The following is a 21822-nucleotide window of genomic DNA, read 5'->3' as shown; positions in this document are numbered from 1 at the left end:
CTTTTACCATCCATGAATCCAAAAGCTGTGTTTCGCTGTGTATTGATTAGTTTACTCCTGGCCGCGCCGGCACCGCTGGTGCTGGCGGCAATGGTTCACGTGACCGATGGCTTCCTGGCCGAGCAGTGGTTGGGTGCGGTAGCGGTCAGCGGTGTACTGGGGAGTTATTTGACCGTGGCCTTCGGCGTATTTCTGCTGCTGCTGGTCGCTACTCTGACGGTCTCCATCATGGCCCCGGCGCCAATGGCGGAAGCGCGAGTGGTGCCGCAGAAATCCGGCCCCGATCAAGTGCCTGGCCAGGCCGATACCCATCTGCAGAACGAGCAGTGGGATGACGATGACACGATCGACCCGAACGACGGTCGCGAAGAGGGAGAAGTGAAGTGGTTCAACACCAATAAGGGTTACGGTTTCATTACCCGGGATAACGGGGATGATGTGTTCGTTCACTTTCGTGCCATTCGTGGGCGCGGCAATCGCATGCTCACCGAAGGCCAGATCGTGCGCTACCATGTGATCAAGAACGAGCGTGGCCTGCAGGCCGATGATGTCAGCATCATCGAGTGAGTCAGCGACTCGTGACCCGATAATCGGCCCCGCCTTGGCGGGGCCGATTGCTTTCTAGGCTTTGCACGAACTGCCTGCGCTCGCCGACTTTCGTACACACCCTAGCGACTAGCGCCCCGAATCCGGCCACTCGACCGGACCTTCTCGGCCGTCGGGAAACACCTGCCAGAAGCGGTCCGGATCGTCTCCAGGATGCCAGCCGCCCAGTGAGCAGCGGACTTCCACGCCCAGCCGTTCGGCCGCCTGCTGGGCGCAATCCTGGTCGGTGATCCAGGGGCTGTCGCCACTGTCGAACCACAGGCTGGAAAAGCCGTCGGCGATCTGCTCCACCAGCAGCACGGGGATGCGCTCGCCCTGGCAGCGACCTTCGGTCTTCCACTTGTCCTTGCCGGCGGGCGTCAGTGGCGGGGCATCCAGAATGGTGGCCAGCCAGGCATTGAGGTCGTCGAGACGCGCCTTGGCCAGGTAAATCTCGATATCCGGGTAGCGTTGCATCATGACCTCGAACCGGCGGGTGAAACGAACAGGTGGCGCAGGACCGCTTCGTAGACCTGGCTCAACTCGTCCAGGTCGCTGGCGAGTACGCGCTCGTTGACCTTGTGGATGGTGGCGTTCAGCGGCCCGAGCTCCACCACCTGAGCGCCGAGGGTGGCAATGAAGCGCCCATCGGAGGTGCCGCCGCTGGTGGAAAGCTGCGGGCGCCTGCCGAGCACTTCCTCCACACCGGCGAGGGAGGCTTCGACCAGCGCACCCTCGGCGGTGAGGAATGGCTCGCCATTGAGCGTCCAGTCGATATGGTACTCCAGACCGAAGCCGTCCAGGATCGCCTGGGTCCGTTCACGCAACTGCAAGTGGGTGACTTCGGTGGAGAAGCGGAAATTGAATACCACTTCCACTTCGCCGGGAATCACGTTGGTCGCCCCGGTACCGGCGCGGATATTGGAAACCTGGAAGCTGGTGGCGGGAAAGAAGTCGTTGCCTTCGTCCCAGTGCTCGTTGACCAGTGCATCGAGTGCCGGGAGCGCCTGGTGGATCGGGTTGCGCGCCAAGTGCGGGTAGGCCACGTGGCCCTGGACCCCCTTGAGATGCAGAATGCCACCCAGCGAGCCACGGCGACCGTTCTTGATCACGTCACCGAGCACGTCGGTGGAGGAAGGCTCGCCGACGATGCAGTAATCCAGGCGCTCATGGCGCTCGCGCAGGTGCTCGACCACGGCGCGGGTGCCATCCACCGCCGGGCCTTCTTCATCGGAGGTGATGAGGAAGGCAATGCGGCCATCGTGGTCCGGGTAGTCGCTCAAGAAACGCTCCACCGCCGTGACCATTGCCGCCAGGCTGCCTTTCATGTCGGCCGCGCCGCGTCCGCACAGCATGCCCTGGTCGTCGATGCAGGGGGTGAACGGCGGGAATTCCCAGTTGGTGTGAGGGCCGCTGGGCACGACATCGGTGTGCCCGGCGAAGGCCAGCACCGGGCCGTGATGGCCGCGTACCGCCCAGAAGTTCTTCACATCGCCGAACGGCAGCTGCTCCACATGGAAACCCAGACGCTCCAGGCGCTCTATCAGCAGCGCCTGGCAGCCTTCGTCATCGGGCGTGACCGACGGGCGCCGTAACAGCTCGAAGGCCAGGGCCAGCGTCGGTGAGAGATCGTCGGACTCAGTTATGGGCATGCAGCGCCTCGTTGAGGGCCACGGCGCTCTTGTTGGTCAGGCACTCGATGCGGCCGTTCTGCGAATTGCGCCGCAGCAGCAGGTCGCTCTGACCGGCCAGTTCGCGGGCGCTCACGGTATCGACTTCCTGGCCCTGGTCGTCCAGTACCGTGACCTTGGCGCCGGCGGTGATGTAGAGCCCGGCCTCCACCGTGCAGCGGTCGCCCAAGGGAATGCCGATGCCGGCATTGGCGCCGATCAAGCAACCTTCGCCCACCTTGATGACGATGTTGCCGCCGCCGGAGAGCGTGCCCATGGTGGAGCAGCCGCCGCCGAGATCTGAGCCTTTACCCACCATAACGCCGGCGGAGATACGCCCTTCGATCATGCCAGGGCCTTCGGTGCCAGCGTTGAAGTTAACAAAGCCTTCGTGCATCACCGTGGTGCCTTCGCCCAGATAGGCGCCCAGGCGCACCCGGCTGGTATCGCCGATACGAATGCCGCCGGGCACCACGTAGTCGGTCATCTTGGGGAACTTGTCGACGCAATCGACGGAGAACGCGCGGCCTTCCAGGCGGGCCTTCAGGCGCCGGGCGGGAAGCTCCTCGATGTCGATGGCACCCTCGTTGGTCCAGGCGATGTTACGCAGCAGGCCGAACATGCCGGTAAGATCCAGGCCATGGGGCTTGACCAGGCGGTGCGACAGCAAATGGAGCTTGAGGTAGACCTCCGCCACGCTCTTGGGCGCCATGTCGGTCTCCAGGAACATCGCCACCAGGGGACGCTTGCTCGACGCCAGTGCCTCGGCGAGTTCCGCCTGCTCGCTGTGTCCCGCCGCTTCCAGGGCCTTGGCTAGGGCGGCGCACTGCTCCGGGAGAAAACTGACGGTGGCATTGCCTTGCCCGGCGTCCAGCGCTTCCCTGGCGGCACTGACCAGACTCTCTTCGGGCTCGAGCAGGGGTTGGGGGTAGTAGATTTCCAGCCAGTCGCCCTGGGTGTTCTGGGTGCCGATTCCAAGCGCAAAGCTCAGCATGATTCAGTGTCCTGTGTTTGTGAAAGATGTCGTTACGTATGGTGTCGCTGAGAGCCGAGTCGCGGGACAGCCGCTCAGCCGTGCAGGTTGTCGTAGTCGCCTTCGCGAAAGCCGATCCGTATCTCCTCGCCAGTATCCAGCAGGGGGCGTTTGAGCAGGGTGGGATTGGCCAGCATCAATTCGCGCGCGGAATTGGCGTCCAGGTTCTCCTTGGCCTGTGCAGGCAGGTCGCGCCAGGTCTTGCTGCGCTTGTTGACCAGTGCCAGTACCGGCACATGTTCGAGAAAGTGCTCCAGCAAGCTGGCGGAAAGCCCGTCTTCGCGCAAGTCATGAGTCTGGAAGGGCAGGCCCTTGCTTTCCAGCGCCTTCTTGGCCTTGCGGCAGGTATCGCAGGTCTTGATGGTATAGAGAGTCAGCATCGTTAACTCCTTTCGATGAGTTGGCGAATGCGGCGTGCGGCCGCCACCGTGGCATCGACTTCCGCCACCAGGGCCAGGCGTATGCGTCCGGCGCCGGGATTGTGGCCGTTGACCTGCCGGCCCATGTAGGAGCCCGGCAGTACGCTGACATGGGCCTCTTGATACAGCTGCCGGGCAAACGCCTCGTCATCTCCCCCGGGAACGGCGGGCCACAGGTAAAAACTGGCCTCGGGAGCGGGGAAGTCCAGCACCGGGGCGAGTTCCGCGGTCACCGAGCTGAATTTCTCCCGGTAGGCGTCGCGGTTGGCCCGAACATGTTGTTCATCCTGCCAGGCGGCGATGGAAGCGTGCTGCACCGGCAGGGACATGGCGCAGCCGTGATAGGTGCGATAGCGCTTGAACGGCGCGATCAGCGCGGCGTCGCCGGCGACGAAACCCGAGCGCAGCCCCGGCAGGTTGGAGCGCTTGGAGAGCGAGTGAAAGACCAGACAGCGGCGGTAATCGTGGCGGCCGAGCTCGGCGCACGCCTGCAGCAGTCCCGGAGGCGGCGCCGCTTCGTCCACATAGAGCTCCGCATAGCACTCGTCCGAAGCGATGATGAAATCATGCTCGTCGGCAAGCTGAATCAGGCGCTTGAACTCGGCCACGGGCGTCACGGCGCCGGTGGGGTTGCCCGGCGAACAGATGAAGACCACTTGCACATCCTGCCAGGTGGCGGCGGACACGGCGGCGAAATCCGGACGAAAGCCGGTTTCCGCCGTGCAGGCAAGATACAGCGGCTCGCCACCGGCAAGCAGCGTGGCGCCTTCGTAGATCTGGTAGAAGGGGTTGGGAACCGCAACCTTGGCCGGTCGGGTGCGATCCAGCGCCGCCTGAACAAAGGCGAAGATCGCCTCTCGTGTGCCGTTGACCGGCAGTACCTGGCGTTCGGCGTCCAGCTCCTGCAAGTGGAAGCGCCGTGTCGCCCACTCGGCAATGGTTTGGCGCAGCATGGGCAGGCCGGCGGTGGCCGGGTAGCGGGCCATCTGCTCCTTGTGAGCCACCAGCGCGTCAAGTGCCGCCGGGTAAGGCGCGTGCTGCGGTTCGCCGATGGTCAATGGAATCTTTGTCATGCCCGTCGGCGGTGTCAGCCCGGCGTAAAGGGCGGCCAGCTTTTCAAAGGGATACGGGTGCAGGGCGTCGAGATCAGGATTCATGGGTGTCCAGCGCCGTGAGCCGGCGTCGTTATGCGTATGGGGCGGTGTCGAGTCGTCGTGCCCAGCCAGGCCGCCGATTATAGGCAAGCCCCGGCTCGGCCTCAAACCGAACCGGGAGGTGGCCTAGACTCCCAGGACTTCTATCAGCCTTTCCCGCAGCTGCTGCTGGCGCTCGGGGTCGGTCAAGGGTTCGCCGGCCTTGGTGGTAATGAAGAACACGTCCTCGACCCGTTCTCCCAGCGTGGCGATCTTGGCGGCGGACAGGGCGATATCCTGTTCCATGAAGATCTGCCCCACCCGGGCCAGCAGCCCGGGGCGGTCGGGCGCGGTGAGTTCCAGTAGCGTGCGTTCGTTGGCCGGGTCCTGCTCGATGAGCACTTCGGTAGGCACCTTGAAGTGCTTGAGCTGACGCGGGGTGTGCCGGGTGACGATCTGGGGGTAGTCATCGGGGTCGTCGAGCTCCTCGACCAGGTGACGATGCATCTCCTCGATTCGTGCCGGGTCACGGATGGCCTGGCCCTGGTCATCCAGCACGATGAAGGTGTTGAGTGTCCAGTCGTTGTTGGACGTGGCGATGCGTGCATCGTGAATCGACAGGCCCAGTTGCTCCATGGCCGCGGCCGTCGCGGCGAACAGGTCATCCACCGAGCGCGTATGGATGAAGACCTTGGTGCCGCCTTCGGCCATGTCGCTGGTGGGAGCGCTGATCAACACCAGCGGCAGCGGCGATTCCCGGTGGGCGAGAATGCCCTGGGTCTGCCAGACGATCTCGCTGGGCGCGTACTGCAGAAAGTAGTCCTCGCCGAGTGAATCCCACAGCTTGTCTATCTGCTGGCTGTCGATGCCAATGGTCAACAGCAGCGAGCGTGCCTCGGCACGCGTCTCGCGAACCCAGTCGTCGCGTTCGGGCGGGTTGTTGAGGCCACGGCGCAGGGCGCGTTTGGTTTCGGTGTACAGCTGGCGCAGCAGCGAGGCTCGCCAGCCGTTCCACAAGGTGGGGTTGGTGGCATTGATGTCGGCGACGGTCAGGACATAGAGATAATCCAGTCGGCTCTCGTCGCGCACGGTGCGGGCGAAATCACGAATCACATCGGGGTCGGTGATATCGCGCTTCTGGGCGGTCATCGACATCGCCAGGTGATGCTCCACAAGCCAGCTTACCAGGCGAGTGTCGTGGGCCGGGACGTGGTGGCGGTGGCAGAAGTGCTCCACATCGCGGGCGCCGATCAACGAATGGTCGCCACCACGCCCCTTGCCGATATCGTGGAAAAGCCCGGCGATCCACAGAATCTCCAGTTTGGGCAGCTGGTGGATGAGCTGGGCCGCGACCGGGAACTCCTCCTTGGCCAGAGGGTGGCGAAACCGGTGGATGCATTTGAGCAGTCGCAGCGTATGCGCATCCACGGTATAGATGTGAAACAGGTCGTGCTGCATCAGGCCGACCGCCCGGCCGAATTCCGGCAGGTACTTGCCCAGCACGCCGTAACGGTTCATGCGGCGCAACTGGCGGGGCACGTTGCCGGTGGAACGCAGCAAGGCCATGAACAGGCGCTGATGGCGCGGGTCGTCGCGGTAATGATCGTCGATGTGGTGGCGATGATCGCGAATCAGGCGGATGGTGTCGGCGCGCACCCCCTCGATTTCCGGGTGCCGGGACATGAGCAGAAACAGCTCCAGCATGGCCGCTGGACGTTCGCGAAACAGGTTGCGCGAACGTACCTGGATATAGCCGCCCTTGGTCTCGAAGCGCTCGTTGAGCTTGACGGTGGCAAGGGACTCCGAGCGCCGCAGGATGACTTCGTCGAAGTGCTGCAGCAGCATGTCATTGAGCCCGGCCAGGGCGGTCACATGGCGGTAGTAGCGCTTCATGAACTGCTCGACCGCCAGACGCTCGGGAGTGTCGCGAAAACCGAACATTTCGGCAATGGTGCGCTGATGATCGAACAGCAAACGATCCTCGGCGCGGTCGGTAAGCATGTGCAGGGCGTAGCGCACCTGCCACAGGAAAGCCTGGCCCTGGCTGAGGATGCGCAGCTCGGCATCGTTCATGAAACCGCTGGCGACGATATCCTCGTAACGCTCGGTGCCGAAATGACGCTTGGCCACCCAGCCGATCATCTGGATATCACGTAGTCCGCCGGGGGAACTCTTGAGGTTGGGTTCCAGATGGTATTCTGAGTTGTTGTAGCGGTAGTGGCGCGCAATCTGCTCTTGCCACTTGGCTTCGAAAAAGCGGTCCGAGGGCCAGATGCGGCTGCTGTCGATGCGCTCGCGCATCGCCTCGCGCAAGTCCTGAGTGCCGGCTATCAGGCGCGACTCCAGCAGGTTGGTGATGACCGTGACGTCGGCCTCGGCTTCCCGCTCGCAGTCGGCAAGCGAACGCACGCTATGGCCTATCTCCAGGCCGATATCCCAGAGGAAGGTGATGAAAGCCGTAAGCGGTTCGCGATAGGGTGTGTCATCGTCGTGGCGCAGCAGCAGCAGCAAGTCGACATCGGAGTGGGGGTGCAGTTCGCCACGCCCGTAGCCGCCTACCGCCAGCAGCGCCACACCGTCGTCGGGCCAGTCATGCTGCTCCCAGGCGATGGCCAGCAGGCGGTCCAGGCACCAGGCGCGCCCATGGACCAGGGCGCGAATATCGGCGCCGTTGCGAAAACGCTCATCCAGGCGCATCTGGATGTCGCGCAGTGCGGCCTTGAAGGGGGCGATTGGCGAACGGCTGCCGGCAAGCTCCTGGCGAAAGCTGTCGAAATCGAACAGCGTTTCATCGGCCACGAAGCGGTAATGGTGGAGAAGCATCAGCGATCGAGGAAGCTGAAGTCTTCATCGCTGCGCGCGGTGAGGACCTCGACGCCGTCGTCGGTGACGAGCAGGGTATGCTCCCATTGAGCCGACAGGCTGCGATCCTTGGTCACCGCGGTCCAGCCGTCGCGCAGCACCTTGGTCTTGTAGCCGCCCACGTTGATCATCGGTTCGATGGTGAAGCACATGCCGGCGGCGAGTTCGACATCCGCTTCGGGGGCATAACCGTCGTAATGGAGAATCTGCGGCTCCTCGTGGAATTCGCTGCCGATGCCGTGGCCGCAGAAGTCGCGAACCACCGAATAGCCGTTGGCTTCGGCATGCTGCTGGATGACCCGTGCCAGCTCGGAAAGCCGTACCCCCGGCTTGATGTGGGCGATGCTCTTGTACAGACACTCCTGGGTGATGCGCGAAAGACGCTCGCCCTGGATGTTGGTATCGACCACGAACATCACGCTGGAATCGCCGTAGTAACCATCGGCGGTCTTCACGGTGATATCCAGGTTCATGATGTCGCCTTTCTTCAACTGCTTGGCGTCGTCGGGTATACCGTGGCATACCACATGGTTGATCGAGGTGCAGGTCGCCTTGGGAAAGCCGTGGTAGTTCAGCGGCGCCGGGGTCGAGCCCAACTCGTTGACGATATAGTCGTGGCACAGGCGGTCGATCTCACCGGTACTGATGCCCGCCTGTACATGGGGCGTGATCATTTCGATGACGCTGGCTGCCTGACGGCCGGCTTCACGCATCTTTTCAATTTCAGCAGGCGTTTTGATAGGAACGTTCATGCAGTCTCGATATGGAATTCGGTAGGTGAGAATGGTGGCGGCGAAGGAATGCCGCTTCATCTTGGCAATGATATATGGTATAAAGCCGCGCGCTTTCCTGCAATCGCCACCTGTGCAAGCTGTTCGCCTAGGGTAGCCCCGTGTCGTGGCGGTGGGAAGTGACAACCATGATAGTAACGCCTTGAAAACACACATGCACCGACACATGGTCCCGGGTGCCGCTCTGGTCGAGTCGATCGAGTGGTCGGATCCATGGGGTGCGTGGAGGCCTAACCCGATAGTTCAGGAGTCATCCATGGCACACGTCAATATGCGTGACCTGCTCAAGGCAGGCGCTCACTTCGGTCACCAGACCAAGTACTGGAATCCGAAGATGGGCAAGTTCATCTTCGGTGCACGCAACAAGATCCACATCATCAACCTTGAGCACACCCTGCCGGCGCTGAACGAAGCGATCGACGTGGTGGAGAAAATGGCCGCGACCAACAACAAGATCATGTTCGTTGGTACCAAGCGCAGCGCCAGCAAGATCATCAAGGAAGAAGCTAATCGTGTGGGTCAGCCGTTCGTCAATCATCGCTGGCTCGGCGGCATGTTGACCAACTACAAGACCATCCGTCAGTCCATCAAGCGTCTGCGCGACCTCGAAACCATGCGCGAAGACGGTACCTTCGAGAAGCTGACCAAGAAAGAAGTCCTGATGGCCACTCGTGAGCAGGAAAAGCTCGAGCGCTCCATCGGCGGTATCAAGAACATGGGCGGCTTGCCCGATGCCATGTTCGTGATCGATGTCGACCACGAGCGGATCGCCATCAACGAAGCCAACAAGCTGGGCATTCCGGTCATCGGCGTGGTGGATACCAACTCCAACCCCGATGGCGTGGACTACGTGATCCCGGGCAACGATGACTCCATTCGTGCCATTCAGATCTACGTGAAGGCCATCGCCGACGCTTGTGGTCGCGCCAAAGAAGGTCGTCCGGACGAGTTCGTGGAAGTCTCCGAATCCGAAGAAGCCGGCACCGAAAACAGCGCCGCCGAGTAAGGCTCGGGTGATTCCCGTGCTCCGCCTGGCGTCGTGCTCCGCCTGGTGTAGTGACGGGAAGCGAAGAGGGGGCAAAGGCCCCCTTTTTGCCCGCTTGAAGCCATGTCTGCTTTAAGCCATGTCGCTTGGAGTATGTCCGCTTGAAGCAAGGCGTCGAGGAGGAGTGCCCCGCATTTCCCCTCGGTGCTCGCTCAGCGAGTTTCGCTTTTCAATTCAGACAGAATCTTTCAGAGGTGAATTCCCATGGCAGCTATCAGTGCCTCTCAGGTCAAGGAACTGCGTGAGCGTACCGGGCTCGGCATGATGGAGTGCAAGAAAGCACTCACCGAAACCGGTGGCGATATCGACGTCGCAATCGAAAACCTGCGCAAGAATTCAGGTCTCAAGGCCGCCAAGAAAGCCGGTCGCACCGCCGCCGAAGGCGCCGTGGTGACCCGCGTGGCCGATGATGCCAGCGTGGGCGTGATGGTCGAAATCAACAGCGAAACCGATTTCGTGGCCCGCGACGACAACTTCAAGGCGTTTACCGACAAGGTCGCCGATGCCTTCTTCGCCGCCAAGAGCGAAGACGTGGCCGCGGTCATGGACGGTGAGCTGGAAACCGCTCGCGAGCAGCTGGTACAGAAGATCGGCGAGAACATCGGCGTGCGTCGTGCCGTGGTCGTGGATGCCGGTGAAGGCAACGTGGTGGGCGAATACGTCCATGGCGGCCGTATCGGCGTGCTGACCGTGCTCAAGGGTGGCACCAGCGAAGCCGCCAAGGACGTCGCCATGCACGTGGCCGCGATCAACCCGGCGGTGGCACATCCGGAAGAAATGCCCCAGGAGCAGCTGGACCAGGAGAAGGCAATCATCCTGGCGCAGCCCGACATGGCCGGCAAGCCCGAGCAGATCGCCGAGAAAATGGTTCAAGGTCGCCTGAAGAAGTACCTGGCCGAGAACAGCCTGACCGAACAGCCGTTCGTCAAGGACCCCAACCAGAGCATCGCCGAGTTCGTCAAGGCGGCTGGCGGGGAAGTGATCGGCTTTACTCGCTTTGAAGTGGGCGAGGGTATCGAGAAGGAAGAAGTCGACTTCGCGAAGGAAGTCATGGAACAGGCCAACCGTAGCTGAGGTCATAAGTTCCAGTGTGACGAATGGCGTGCGCGCGAGCGCACGCCTTCGCGTATCCGGCCTATGAGCATCTGCATGTTCACCGGCCGACCCGCCGCAATCAGGCTCGCTTCAGGAGAGATGCCATGACCCGAGATGCCCAACCCGCCCCTGCCTCTATTGCCCCCGGCAAGGCCAAGCCGGAAAACTCCAAATCGAAATACAAGCGTATTCTGCTCAAGCTTTCCGGCGAAGCGCTGATGGGTGAGCACGACTTCGGCATCGATCCCGCGGTACTGGATCGCATGGCGCTCGAGATCGGCCAGCTGGTGGGAATTGGTGTGCAGGTGGGAATCGTGATCGGCGGCGGCAACCTGTTCCGCGGTGCCGCGCTCAGCGAAGCGGGAATGGATCGAGTGACCGGCGATCACATGGGCATGCTGGCCACGGTGATGAACGCCCTGGCCATGCGCGATGCACTGGAGCGCTCCAACATTCGCTCACGCGTGATGTCGGCCATTCCCATGAGCGGCGTGGTCGAGCACTACGATCGACGCACGGCGATCCGCTATCTTACCTCCGGCGATGTGGTACTGTTTTCCGCCGGTACCGGCAATCCCTTCTTCACCACCGATTCCGCCGCCTGCCTGCGCGGTATCGAAGTGGACGTGGACGTGGTTATCAAGGCCACCAAGGTGGATGGTGTATACAATAAGGATCCGGTCAAGTACTCGGATGCCGTCAAGTATGACCAGCTCTCCTACGATGACGCCCTGGACCAGAAACTGGGAGTGATGGATTTGACCGCCATCTGCCTAGTACGGGACCATGACATGCCAGTGCGGGTGTTTGACATGAACAAGCCTGGCGCCCTGCTGAACCTGGTGGTAGGGGGCAAGGAAGGCACGCTGATAGACAGAGGGTAACAACGTGATCAACGAGATCAAGAAAGATGCAGAAGGGCGCATGCAGAAGAGCGTCGAGGCCCTGCACAGCAATTTCAACAAGATTCGTACTGGCCGTGCCCATCCGAGCATTCTGGATGCGGTGACGGTGGAGTACTACGGCAGCCAGGTGCCCCTCAGTCAGGTGGCGTCGGTCAACGTCGAGGATGCACGCACCTTGACCGTGGTGCCGTGGGAACAAGGCATGGTGCCCAAGATAGAGAAGGCCATCATGACTTCCGACCTGGGATTGAACCCCGCCAGCGCCGGCAACGTGATTCGCGTGCCGATGCCGATGCTGACCGAAGAGACGCGCAAGGGCTACATCAAGCAGGCACGTAGCGAGGCGGAAAACGCTCGGGTCGCGGTGCGTAACGTCCGGCGTGACGCCAACGGCGATTTCAAGTCCTTACTCAAGGAGAAGGAGATTACCGAGGATGAGCAGCGCCAGGGTGAAGATGCCATTCAGAAACTGACCGACAAGCACATCGCCGAGATCGACAAGGCGCTGGAAAGCAAGGAACACGACCTGATGCAGGTCTGATTGCCCTTGAATCGGCGGAGTGTCACTGACCGCCACCTTTCCCGAGCCTGACGATCCACCTGATGCGAGAGCCCATGACGTCATCGCAGCTTCCCGACAAGCAGCCCGACGGTGCCCTTTCCCTTGCTCGCGGCCAGGGCGTGTTGCCGGGTCATGTCGCCATCATCATGGATGGCAATAACCGCTGGGCACGGGCCCGCGGCTTGTCCGGCGCCCGTGGCCATCGTGCCGGTGTCGAAGCGCTGCGGGGCGTCATCGGTCGCGCCGCCGAACGGCGCATCGGCACGTTGAGCCTGTTCGCCTTTTCCAGTGAGAACTGGAAGCGTCCGGCTGCCGAAGTGAATGCCTTGATGGAGCTGTTCCTCATGGCGCTCAAGCGAGAGGTCAAGAAGCTCCACGAGCGCAACATTCGGCTGACCATCATCGGTGAGCGGGAGGGGTTCTCCCACGCCATTCAGAAGCACATTGCCCGGGCCGAAGAGCTGACCGCACTGAATGACGGCATGCACCTGGTGATTGCCGCCAACTACGGCGGCCAGTGGGATATCGCCATGGCGGCGCGTCGTCTGGCCCAGCAGGTCGCCGCCGGCGAGCTGCTTCCGGAGGCCATCGACGAGGCTCGGCTGGACGCGGAGCTGGCGCGAGTCAGCGTGCCCCCGGTGGATCTGTGCATCCGTACCAGTGGCGAGCAGCGGCTGTCCAATTTCACCCTGTGGCAGTTGGCCTACGCCGAACTCTATTTTTCTCCCCTGCTGTGGCCGGACTTCAATGCCGAGGCATTCGACCGGGCACTGGAGGATTTCTGTCGGCGCAAACGGCGCTTCGGCATGACCGACGAACAGATTGAGGCCCAAGGTGCTTAAACAGCGGATCATTACCGCCGCATGGCTGGCGCCATTGATGCTGGCGGGACTGTTTGGACTCGATGGCGGGCTGTTCGCCCTGTTTACCGCTGTCATCGTGTTGCTGGCGAGCTGGGAGTGGACGAACCTGGCCGGGGTGCAAGGCTCCATGGCGCGCCTGGGTTGCCTTGCCGCCATGACCTTGCTGATGTTGGCAATGTGGCTGAGTGGCGCGGCATTCGCCAGCTGGCCACTGTGGATTGCCGCCGTCGGCTGGCTGCTCAATCTGTACTGGGTCACCCACTATCCCGATAGTGCCGTCGTCGCGCAGTGGCAGTCGCCTGCGCGGCGACTGGCGATGGGAGTATGGGTGTTGCTCCCGACCTGGGTCGGTTTCAATGTGCTGCAGGCCAGTGGTGCCGCCTGGTTGCTGTTCGTCCTGCTGCTGGTGTGGGGTGCCGATATCGGTGCCTACTTCGCCGGGCGCAACTTCGGCAAGCGCAAGCTGGCGCCACGGGTCAGCCCCGGCAAGTCGTGGGAAGGTGTGTACGGCGGCATGGCGGTGACGCTGATACTGGCGTTGGTCTTCGCCGTCTGGCAGGGCCTCGGCGTGAGCGCCGGGGTCCTGCTGGTGCTGGTGACGCTGGTGGTTACCCTGGCCTCGGTGTTGGGGGATCTGCTGGAGAGCATGCTCAAGCGCCATCGCGGCATCAAGGATTCCAGCAACCTGTTGCCGGGCCATGGTGGGGTAATGGATCGTATCGACAGCCTGACCGCCGCCGTGCCCCTGTTCGCCCTGCTCCACCTGTGGGTGGTGCCACTATGACGGCCGAGAAACACCAGGCCGTTACCGTGCTGGGCGCGACCGGTTCCATCGGCACCAGCACCCTGGACGTCATTGCCCGGCATCCGCAGCGCTATCGGATATACGCGCTGACCGCCCATCGCTCCCGCGAGACGCTGTTGCGCCAGTGCCTTGTGCATGAGCCCAGCGTGGCGGTGCTGCACGAACAGAGCGATGCCGCCTGGTTGCGCGACCAGCTCGGTCAGGCCGGGTCACGAACCCGAGTCGAGGCCGGGCCGGAAGCCCTGGTCGACGTGGCCCAGGCCGAGGAAGTCGACGTGGTGATGGCGGCCATCGTCGGTGCCGCCGGGCTTCTGCCGACCCTGGCGGCGGTCGAAGCCGGCAAGCGGGTGCTGCTGGCCAACAAGGAAGCCCTGGTGATGAGCGGGGCGCTGTTCATGAATGCCGTCGCCCGTTCGGGCGCCGTTCTGCTGCCGATCGATTCCGAACACAACGCCATTTATCAATGTCTACCCCGCGAGCATCGCGGTGGACTGAAGGGCCATGGTGTCTCCCAGCTTCTACTGACCGCTTCCGGCGGGCCGTTTCGTGGCTGGTCGCCCGAGCAACTGGCAAACGTCACGCCCGAGCAAGCCTGCGCGCACCCCAACTGGGCGATGGGGCGCAAGATTTCCGTGGATAGCGCCACCTTGATGAACAAGGGCCTGGAGTTGATCGAGGCGTGCTGGCTGTTCGATGCCGCGCCCGAGCAAATCCAGATCGTGGTGCATCCGCAAAGCGTGATTCATTCGATGGCGGCGTACCACGATGGTTCGGTGCTGGCCCAGTTGGGCAATCCGGACATGCGTACGCCCATCGCTTATGGTCTGGCGTGGCCCGAGCGGATCGATGCTGGCGTTGCTGACCTGGATCTGTTCGCGGTGGCGCGCCTGGACTTCGAAGCGCCGGATGAAACCGCTTTCCCCTGTCTGCGCCTGGCTCGCGAAGCCATGCGTACCGGGGGGACGGCACCGGCGATTCTCAACGCCGCCAACGAGGTCGCCGTCGAAGCCTTTCTGGAACATGGCTTGCCGTTTCCGGCGATTGCCGAAGTGGTGGCGCAGGTGATGGAGAGCCAGGCGGTGGTGCCGGCCGACTCGCTGGAGAATATCCTGCAGGCCGACCGTATGGCGCGCCGGGCAGCCCAGGCCGTGCTCGAAGCCAGGTCATGATGCGCGGCGCCAGTGTACGCCAGTTTCGGTCAACGCCATGGAAGCCAACGGCGGCTCGTGGCGTGATTCTTTCCGTGTCGAGGATGTTGTGTTGAGGAGTGAAACGTGGGCCTGATTCAAAATATCCTTGCCGTGATTGTAGTGCTGGGCCTGCTGGTGACCTTTCATGAATTCGGTCACTTCTGGGTGGCACGGCGTTGCGGCGTCAAGGTACTGCGCTTCTCCGTGGGGTTCGGCAAGCCCCTGTGGTCGCGTTTCGATCGGCATGGCACCGAATTCGCCGTGGCGGCAATTCCCCTGGGCGGTTATGTCAAGATGCTGGATGAGCGCGAGGCGCCCGTGCCGGCGGAGCAGCTGGATCAGGCATTCAATCGCAAGAGCGTGTGGCAGCGTATCGCCATCGTCAGCGCCGGCCCGCTGGCCAATTTCCTCTTGGCCATCGTCGCTTACTGGGTGCTGTTCGTGGCCGGCACCAGTACCGTGGCGCCTGTGGTGGGGCAAGTCCAGCCGGGTTCTCCCGCCGCCCAGGCCGGCTTGCAGCAAGGTCATGAGATAACCGCGGTACAAGAGCAGCCGGTACGCTCCTGGGAAGATATCAGTCTCAAGCTGGTGGCGGCCATCGGCGCCAGTGGCGAACTGGCGTTTGAGGCTCGCGAGAGCGCCGAATCGACGCCACGCTCCTATCGGATACCGGTAGAGGACTACCTGGTGCGGCAAAATCCGCCGCAGCCGCTGGCATCGCTGGGTATCGTTCCATGGCAGCCGGAATTTCCGGCGGTTCTGGGGCAGGTGGTGGAAGGAGAGGCTGCCGCATCGGCCGGATTGCAGCCCGGGGACGAGATACTCAGCGTCAATGGCGAAGCGGTCAGGGACTGGATGCATTTCGTCAACATGGTCCGGGGCAGCGCCGGGGAGACTCTGACGGTGGACGTTTCCCGTGAGGGACGCCGCGAAAGCGTGTCCTTGACCCCGGGACGCAATGTAATCGAGGACGGTACCGAAATCGGCTATATCGGCGCCGGTGTGGAGCCGGTGAGCTGGCCCGAGGAGTACCGCCGGGAGATCCGCTACGGTCCGCTGGAAGCGGTGGGGCAAGCAATTTCGCGTACCGGTGACATGACACTGTTGACCCTGGATGCGATTCGCAAGATGCTGGTGGGATTGATTTCGCCTTCCAATCTTTCCGGGCCGATCACCATCGCGCAGGTGGCGGGCGATTCGGCGCGTACCGGCCTGGAGGCCTTTGTCAGCTTTCTGGCCTATCTCTCCATCAGCCTGGGAGTATTGAACCTGTTGCCGATACCCGTGCTGGATGGAGGACATTTGCTCTATTACTTCATCGAGGCGGTACGTGGGCGGCCGGTCTCCGAACAGGTACAGGCGATTGGCTTGCGGATCGGCCTGGCCATGGTCGGTACGTTGATGTTGATGGCGCTCTATTTCGATCTGATGCGCCTGTGGTAGTCCACACGCGTGCGCGCGGGCGGCACATGCCTTGTCAGCTGCCCGTACAAATGTATAAGGTGCCTTTCTGGACAGGTGGGCAGACCAAAGCGAGCGAATTGACTGCATGAAAATCAAGACCCTTGGAGTAGCAGCATTCTTGCTGGCCGGTGCGAATAGCGTACAGGCACAATCATTCGATGTTTCCGACATCCGTGTTGAAGGGCTCCAGCGAGTTTCCGCTGCGTCGGTCTTCAATGCCTTTCCCATCAGTGCCAGCGACCGAGTCGATGAGCGTGAGCTGGCCGAGGCTGCTCGCAACCTGTTCGCTACCGGCCTGTTCGAGGATGTCTCCCTGGCCAGGGAGGGCGAGGTACTCATCATCCAGGTGGTGGAAAGGCCCACCATCGCGCGTCTCAATATCAGCGGCAACGAACAGCTGTCCGAGCAGGACTTGCGCAATGGCTTGAAGGAATCCGGACTGTCGGAAGGCCAGGTGCTCGAACTCTCCACGCTGGAGGAAATCCAGCGCGAACTCGAAGGTGTCTACCAGGCGCAAGGGCGCTACAGCGCCAATATCGATGCCGAAGTGGAAGAGGTGGACGAGGGTCGGGTCCAGGTCAATATCACCATCAATGAAGGCGAAATCGCCAAGATTCGTCAGATCAATATCGTCGGCAACCAAGCCTTCGACGACGATACCCTGCGCGATGTCTTCGAGCTGAATGACCGCCCGGGGCGTTTCTTCGGCTGGTTCTCCAGCGACGAGTATTCCCGTTCCGCCCTGTCGGGTGATATCGAACGGCTGCGCTCCTATTATCTCGACCGTGGTTATGTGAACTTCGAGGTCACCTCCACCCAGGTCTCGATCAGTCCCGACAAGTCGGAAATCTTCGTCACCATCAATGTCGACGAAGGCGCTCAGTACCGTGTCGGTAATATCCGCTTCGCCGGCGACCTGCAGATCGGCGAGAACGAAGCGCGCCAGCTGCTGGAAGTGCAAAGCGGCGAGATATTCTCGCGCCAGGATGTCAATGCCTCGGCCGAGGCTCTGCGTTCGCGCCTGGGTGCCGAAGGCTTCGCCTTCGCCGAAGTGGAAGGTGTCCCCGAGCAGTCCACGGACGGCAAGACGGTCGACCTGGTGGTGGCGGTGGATGCGGGGCGCCGGGCGTATGTGCGCCGTATCCAGTTTGTCGGCAATACCACTACCCAGGACGAAGTGCTGCGGCGCGAGATGATCCAGATGGAAGGTGCGCCGGCTTCCACCGAATCGATCACCCAGTCGCGTCAGCGTCTGGAACGCCTGGGCTTTTTCAGCCAGGTGGAAGTGGATACCCAGCCGGTGGCCGGCGAGCCGGACAAGCTCGACGTGACCTACAACGTGGAAGAGCAGCCTTCGGGCTCGGTATCGGCGAGTGTCGGCTTTTCCCAGAGTGCCGGGGTGATCTACGGTGCCGCCTTGGCCCAGAACAATTTCCTGGGTACCGGCAACCGGGTCAATATCGGCGCCCAGCGTAGTGATACGTTCACCAGTGTCAATTTCGGCTTTACCGATCCCTACTGGACCCTCGACGGTATCTCACGAGGCTATAACGTCTTCTACCGCGAAACCGATTACGCCGACTCCGATATCTCCACCTACTCCACCGATGCCTACGGTGCCGGAATCAACTTCGGCTACCCGGTCAGCGAGTTGTCACGCTTGAATTTCGGCGCCAGCCTCGAGGATATCTCGGTGAAGACCTACTTCGATACCGCGTCGGAAATCCGCCGCTACGTCGAGGATCAGGGCGATGACGCGCAAAGCCTCAAACTGACCGCCAGCTGGACGCGTAACAACCTGAATCGAGGCATCATGCCCACCGATGGGAGTTATCAGCGGGTCTCGCTGGAGACCGGTGTGCCCGGAAGCGATGCCGAATACTACAAGCTGCGCATGCGCGCTCAGCAGCTCTATCCGCTGGGCGAGGATTGGTCGCTGAAGTTCAGCGGCAACCTCGGTTATGCCGATACCCTGGGGACCAACGAGCCCTTCCCATTCTACGAGAACTTCTACTCCGGCGGTCTGGGTTCGGTACGCGGTTTCACCTCCAATACCCTGGGTCAGCGCACCACTCCCGCACGTGAAGGCGGGCGGGATCGCACCATGGGGGGGAACGTTCTGGTCGAAGGCAGTGCCGAAGTACTGTTCCCCATGCCGTTCATCGAGGATCGCCGCTCGTTCCAGACCTCGCTGTTTCTCGATGCGGGCAACACGTTCCTGACCGACTGCTACGATGTGCTGGATGAGGACGCCGGACGCCAGGAGTGCAGCTCAGGCGTCGATCTGGGCGACCTGCGTTACAGTGTCGGGGTGGGCCTCTCCTGGCTGACCCCGGTCGGACCGTTGACCTTCAGCGTGGCGGAGCCGCTCAACGATGAAAGTGGCGACGATACCCAGTTCTTCCAGTTCTCGTTGGGCCAGACATTCTGAAATACCTGCGATGCAAGGAGTGAGCACGATGCGTAAATTGACCGGAATTGCATGCCTGTTAGGCGTATTGGCATTGCCGGCCCAGGCGGCGGAAGTGGCGGTGCTTGACTGGCGTGCAGCGTTGATGAATACCCAATCCGCGCAAGAGTCTCTGGGGCAGTTGGAAAGCGAGATAGGCACCCAGCAGCAACAAGCGCAAACCCTGGGCACCGAGCTTCAGGGAATCCAGCAGCAATTGCAGCAGGGTGGTGACGTCATGCCGCAAGCTGAGCGCGAGGCGCTGATCGCCGAGCTGCAGGAGAAGGGGCGCCGCTTCGAGAGCCTGCGTCAACAGATAATGCAAGCACAACAACGTTCCGAACAGCAGTTCCTGGAAGGGGCGGAGGCAAAGTTGGAACAGGCGGTAGACCAGGTGATTACCCGGCATGGCATCGATGTGCTGGTGGAGCCGCAGGGCGTACTGCACTCCGCAACCGATCTGCCGAACCTGACCAACGAAGTCACCCAGATCTTCGATTCGCTGAACTGATTCTGTTCAACCGTATGGGGCGGTGCCTGCACCGCGCCTTTTGCTTCTCGGGCCCCCATGACGCACGTTCACAAACAACTTACGCTGGCCGATATCGCCCGGCAACTCGATGCCACCCTGGTGGGGAGCGGTGAGCTGCCCATTCGCGGGCTGGCCACGCTCAAGGATGCCGGGCCGGACCAGGTAGCCTTCCTGGCCAATCGGGCCTACTTCAAGGACCTGGCCACCACCCGGGCGGGGGCGGTTCTGCTGCATCCCGAGCACGGCAAGACGTGCCCCGTTCCCCGTCTGGAACTGGACAATCCCTATCTCGGCTATGCCCGGCTGTCGCAGCTGTTCGATCCAGTGCCGGCGCGCGACCGGACCGGTATCCATCCCAGCGCCGTAGTGGCGGAGAGCGTTCAACTGGGGGCCGGCGTCTGTATCGGCGCCCAGGCCGTGGTGGAAGATGGCGTGATGCTGGGCGATAACGTGGTAGTAGGCGCGGGAAGTGTCGTCGGCGCCGATTCCATGATAGGCGAGGGTACCCGGTTGCATGCCAATGTTACCGTTTGCCACGGGGTTGCGATCGGCAAGCGCGCTATCCTGCACAGTGGTTGTGTCATCGGCGGCGATGGGTTCGGTTTTGCCCATGACGGTGTGGCCTGGCACAAGATCGCCCAGCTGGGTGGCGTGGTGCTGGGTGACGATGTCGAGGTCGGCAGCTGCTCGAGTATCGATCGAGGGGCCCTTGGCGATACCGTGATCGGTAACGACGTCAAGATCGATAGCCAGGTACAGATCGCCCACAATGTCTGTATCGGCGATCATACCGCCCTGGCCGGGTGCGTCGGCATCGCCGGCTCCACCAAGGTGGGCAAGCACTGCATGCTTGGCGGTGGGGTAGGGCTTTCCGGCCACTTGACCATCTGCGACGGCGTTCAGGTCACCGGCATGAGCCTGGTCACCAACTCGATTCATGCGCCGGGCGTCTACTCCTCGGGAACCGGGGCGATGCCGAACCAGCAGTGGCGCAAGAATGCAGTTCGTTTCAAGCAACTCGATGATATCGCCAAGCGCTTGTCTCGCCTGGAAAAGAGTCAACGCCGCGACTGACGATCCCGTTCAGGCGGGATTGCGAGTTGAGGCGGCAAGGATGCGCGTTATAATTCACCGCCCGTTTTTCCGGCAAGGCTGCCGGAGCGTGCTTGGCCTTGTGCCGAGCATTTTGCCATTTCAGAGGTTGCTACGATGGTCATGGACATCAACGAGATTCGCGAATACTTGCCTCACCGCTACCCTTTTTTGCTGGTGGATCGAGTCACGCAGCTTACCGAAGGCGAAACCATCGTCGCTTACAAGAATGTCAGCATTAATGAGCCGTTTTTCAACGGCCATTTCCCTCATCATCCGATCATGCCGGGGGTGCTGGTGCTCGAGGCGCTGGCTCAGGTCTGTGGCATTCTGGGATTCAAGACCGTCAACAAGCTGCCTGCCGATGGTTATGTCTATTACCTGGTAGGCAGCGATAACGTGCGTTTCAAGCGTCCCGTGATGCCGGGCGACCAGCTGACACTGGAAGCCAACGTCATCCGTGGCAAGCGGGGCATCTGGAAGTTCGCCTGCCGCGCCAGTATCGACGGCGAGTTGGCCTGCGAAGCGGAAATCATCTGTGCCGAGAGGAAGGTGGCTTGATTCATCCTACTGCCTTGGTCGATCCCGCCGCCCGCTTGGCCGACGATGTCGAAGTGGGTCCGTTCACCGTGATCGGTGCCGATGTCACTATCGGCGCAGGCTCGCGTATTGGCCCCCATGTAGTAATCAACGGCCCGACCGTGCTGGGTGAGCGTACCCGGATCTTTCAGTTCGCTTCCGTGGGGGAGGAGTGTCAGGACAAGAAGTACGCCGGCGAACCCACCCGTCTGGTGATGGGCGACGACAATATCGTGCGCGAAGGTGCCACCCTGCACCGCGGCACCGTACAGGATCGCGGCGAGACCACCATCGGCTCGCGCAACCTGTTCATGGCGTATGTCCATGTTGGTCACGACTGTGTCATCGGTAGCGACTGCATCCTGGCCAATCAGGTCACCCTGGCGGGACACGTCAAGGTAGACGACTTCGCCATCCTGGGTGGGTTGTCCGCCGTGCATCAGTTCTGTCACTTCGGCACCCATGCCATGGCTGGCGGCGGCTCGATCATTACCAAGGACACCCCGGCCTACGTGATGATCAACGGCAATCCCGCCCAGGCCCACGGACTGAATCTGGTCGGGCTGAAGCGTCGCGGCTTCTCGCGCGAGGCGATCAAGGCCCTCGTCGAATCCTACAAGTTGGTGTATCGCCAGGGCCTGACCGTGGAGCAGGCGGTCAACCAGATACAGGCCGATTTCGACCTGCCCGAAACCGACACTTTCGTCCGCTCGATCATGGTATCGAGCCGCGGCATCGTGAGGTGACA

21 protein-coding genes are annotated in these 21822 nt (G+C 62.0%); 14 read left to right on the top strand and 7 right to left on the bottom strand.

The window, feature by feature from the left end:
- Positions 1 to 12: 12 nt before the first annotated feature.
- Positions 13 to 567 (top strand): cold shock domain-containing protein, encoded by a 555-nt coding sequence (locus tag R5M92_RS10070; protein WP_346795798.1) that lies wholly within the window; start codon positions 13 to 15, stop codon positions 565 to 567.
- 108 nt (positions 568 to 675) lie between these two features.
- Here the strand turns inward: R5M92_RS10070 and R5M92_RS10065 are convergent, their stop codons facing one another.
- The 7 genes from R5M92_RS10065 to map form a co-directional block, all read right to left on the bottom strand.
- Positions 676 to 1065, bottom strand: coding sequence for a hypothetical protein (locus R5M92_RS10065; RefSeq protein WP_346795797.1), 390 nt, complete (start codon positions 1063 to 1065; stop codon positions 676 to 678).
- Positions 1062 to 2237 (bottom strand): succinyl-diaminopimelate desuccinylase, encoded by a 1176-nt coding sequence (gene dapE, locus R5M92_RS10060; RefSeq protein WP_346795796.1) that lies wholly within the window; start codon positions 2235 to 2237, stop codon positions 1062 to 1064. The genes R5M92_RS10065 and dapE overlap by 4 nt, the downstream gene beginning before the upstream one ends.
- Positions 2224 to 3249 (bottom strand): 2,3,4,5-tetrahydropyridine-2,6-dicarboxylate N-succinyltransferase, encoded by a 1026-nt coding sequence (gene dapD, locus R5M92_RS10055; RefSeq protein ID WP_346795795.1) that lies wholly within the window; start codon positions 3247 to 3249, stop codon positions 2224 to 2226. The genes dapE and dapD overlap by 14 nt, the downstream gene beginning before the upstream one ends.
- Before the next feature lie 74 nt (positions 3250 to 3323).
- Positions 3324 to 3668: a Spx/MgsR family RNA polymerase-binding regulatory protein gene (locus R5M92_RS10050; RefSeq protein ID WP_346795794.1), complete on the bottom strand. Its 345-nt coding sequence runs from the start codon at positions 3666 to 3668 to the stop codon at positions 3324 to 3326.
- A gap of 2 nt (positions 3669 to 3670) precedes the next feature.
- Complete coding sequence (dapC, locus tag R5M92_RS10045; RefSeq protein WP_346799337.1) at positions 3671 to 4864, bottom strand: succinyldiaminopimelate transaminase; 1194 nt, start codon at positions 4862 to 4864, stop codon at positions 3671 to 3673.
- Positions 4865 to 4987: 123 nt separating this feature from the next.
- Positions 4988 to 7663: a [protein-PII] uridylyltransferase gene (locus R5M92_RS10040; protein ID WP_346795793.1), complete on the bottom strand. Its 2676-nt coding sequence runs from the start codon at positions 7661 to 7663 to the stop codon at positions 4988 to 4990.
- Positions 7663 to 8454, bottom strand: coding sequence for a type I methionyl aminopeptidase (gene map, locus R5M92_RS10035; RefSeq protein ID WP_346795792.1), 792 nt, complete (start codon positions 8452 to 8454; stop codon positions 7663 to 7665). Before map ends, R5M92_RS10040 begins: the two co-directional genes overlap by 1 nt.
- Before the next feature lie 295 nt (positions 8455 to 8749).
- Here map and rpsB point away from each other — a divergent pair, with 295 nt between their 5' ends.
- The 13 genes from rpsB to lpxA all read left to right on the top strand — a co-directional run bounded on the left by rpsB (position 8750) and on the right by lpxA (position 21820).
- Positions 8750 to 9499, top strand: coding sequence for a 30S ribosomal protein S2 (gene rpsB, locus R5M92_RS10030; RefSeq protein ID WP_346795791.1), 750 nt, complete (start codon positions 8750 to 8752; stop codon positions 9497 to 9499).
- 243 nt (positions 9500 to 9742) lie between these two features.
- On the top strand, positions 9743 to 10612 hold the full coding sequence (gene tsf / locus R5M92_RS10025; RefSeq protein WP_346795790.1) for a translation elongation factor Ts: 870 nt from the start codon (positions 9743 to 9745) through the stop codon (positions 10610 to 10612).
- A gap of 125 nt (positions 10613 to 10737) precedes the next feature.
- On the top strand, positions 10738 to 11517 hold the full coding sequence (gene pyrH / locus R5M92_RS10020) for a UMP kinase (RefSeq protein WP_346795789.1): 780 nt from the start codon (positions 10738 to 10740) through the stop codon (positions 11515 to 11517).
- Positions 11518 to 11521: 4 nt separating this feature from the next.
- Positions 11522 to 12079, top strand: coding sequence for a ribosome recycling factor (gene frr / locus R5M92_RS10015; RefSeq protein WP_346795788.1), 558 nt, complete (start codon positions 11522 to 11524; stop codon positions 12077 to 12079).
- Between the two features lie 74 nt (positions 12080 to 12153).
- Entirely contained in the window at positions 12154 to 12942 is a 789-nt protein-coding gene (gene uppS, locus R5M92_RS10010; RefSeq protein WP_346795787.1) for a polyprenyl diphosphate synthase, read from the top strand.
- Positions 12935 to 13747 carry a phosphatidate cytidylyltransferase gene (locus R5M92_RS10005; protein ID WP_346795786.1) on the top strand — a complete coding sequence of 271 codons (813 nt, stop codon included), beginning with the start codon at positions 12935 to 12937 and terminating at the stop codon, positions 13745 to 13747. Before uppS ends, R5M92_RS10005 begins: the two co-directional genes overlap by 8 nt.
- On the top strand, positions 13744 to 14937 hold the full coding sequence (ispC, locus tag R5M92_RS10000) for a 1-deoxy-D-xylulose-5-phosphate reductoisomerase (RefSeq protein WP_346795785.1): 1194 nt from the start codon (positions 13744 to 13746) through the stop codon (positions 14935 to 14937). Before R5M92_RS10005 ends, ispC begins: the two co-directional genes overlap by 4 nt.
- A 105-nt stretch (positions 14938 to 15042) precedes the next feature.
- Positions 15043 to 16401, top strand: coding sequence for an RIP metalloprotease RseP (gene rseP, locus R5M92_RS09995; RefSeq protein ID WP_346795784.1), 1359 nt, complete (start codon positions 15043 to 15045; stop codon positions 16399 to 16401).
- Positions 16402 to 16507: 106 nt separating this feature from the next.
- Positions 16508 to 18853: an outer membrane protein assembly factor BamA gene (gene bamA / locus R5M92_RS09990; RefSeq protein WP_346795783.1), complete on the top strand. Its 2346-nt coding sequence runs from the start codon at positions 16508 to 16510 to the stop codon at positions 18851 to 18853.
- 28 nt (positions 18854 to 18881) lie between these two features.
- On the top strand, positions 18882 to 19382 hold the full coding sequence (locus R5M92_RS09985) for an OmpH family outer membrane protein (protein WP_346795782.1): 501 nt from the start codon (positions 18882 to 18884) through the stop codon (positions 19380 to 19382).
- A gap of 57 nt (positions 19383 to 19439) precedes the next feature.
- Positions 19440 to 20477, top strand: a complete 1038-nt coding sequence (gene lpxD, locus R5M92_RS09980; RefSeq protein WP_346795781.1) for a UDP-3-O-(3-hydroxymyristoyl)glucosamine N-acyltransferase — start codon at positions 19440 to 19442, stop codon at positions 20475 to 20477.
- Positions 20478 to 20612: 135 nt separating this feature from the next.
- A complete protein-coding gene (gene fabZ, locus R5M92_RS09975) occupies positions 20613 to 21056 on the top strand; it encodes a 3-hydroxyacyl-ACP dehydratase FabZ (RefSeq protein WP_346795780.1) in 444 nt (147 codons plus the stop codon).
- The gene (gene lpxA, locus R5M92_RS09970) at positions 21053 to 21820 is read left to right on the top strand and encodes an acyl-ACP--UDP-N-acetylglucosamine O-acyltransferase (RefSeq protein WP_346795779.1); all 768 of its coding nucleotides are present in this window, start codon (positions 21053 to 21055) and stop codon (positions 21818 to 21820) included. Before fabZ ends, lpxA begins: the two co-directional genes overlap by 4 nt.
- The last annotated feature ends 2 nt before the right edge of the window (positions 21821 to 21822 follow it).

This window comes from Halomonas sp. Bachu 37 (genome assembly GCF_039691755.1).
GTDB lineage: Bacteria > Pseudomonadota > Gammaproteobacteria > Pseudomonadales > Halomonadaceae > Vreelandella > Vreelandella kashgarensis.
Note: the sequence above shows the minus strand (reverse complement) of the source record. Positions and strands in the feature narration are given on the sequence as shown.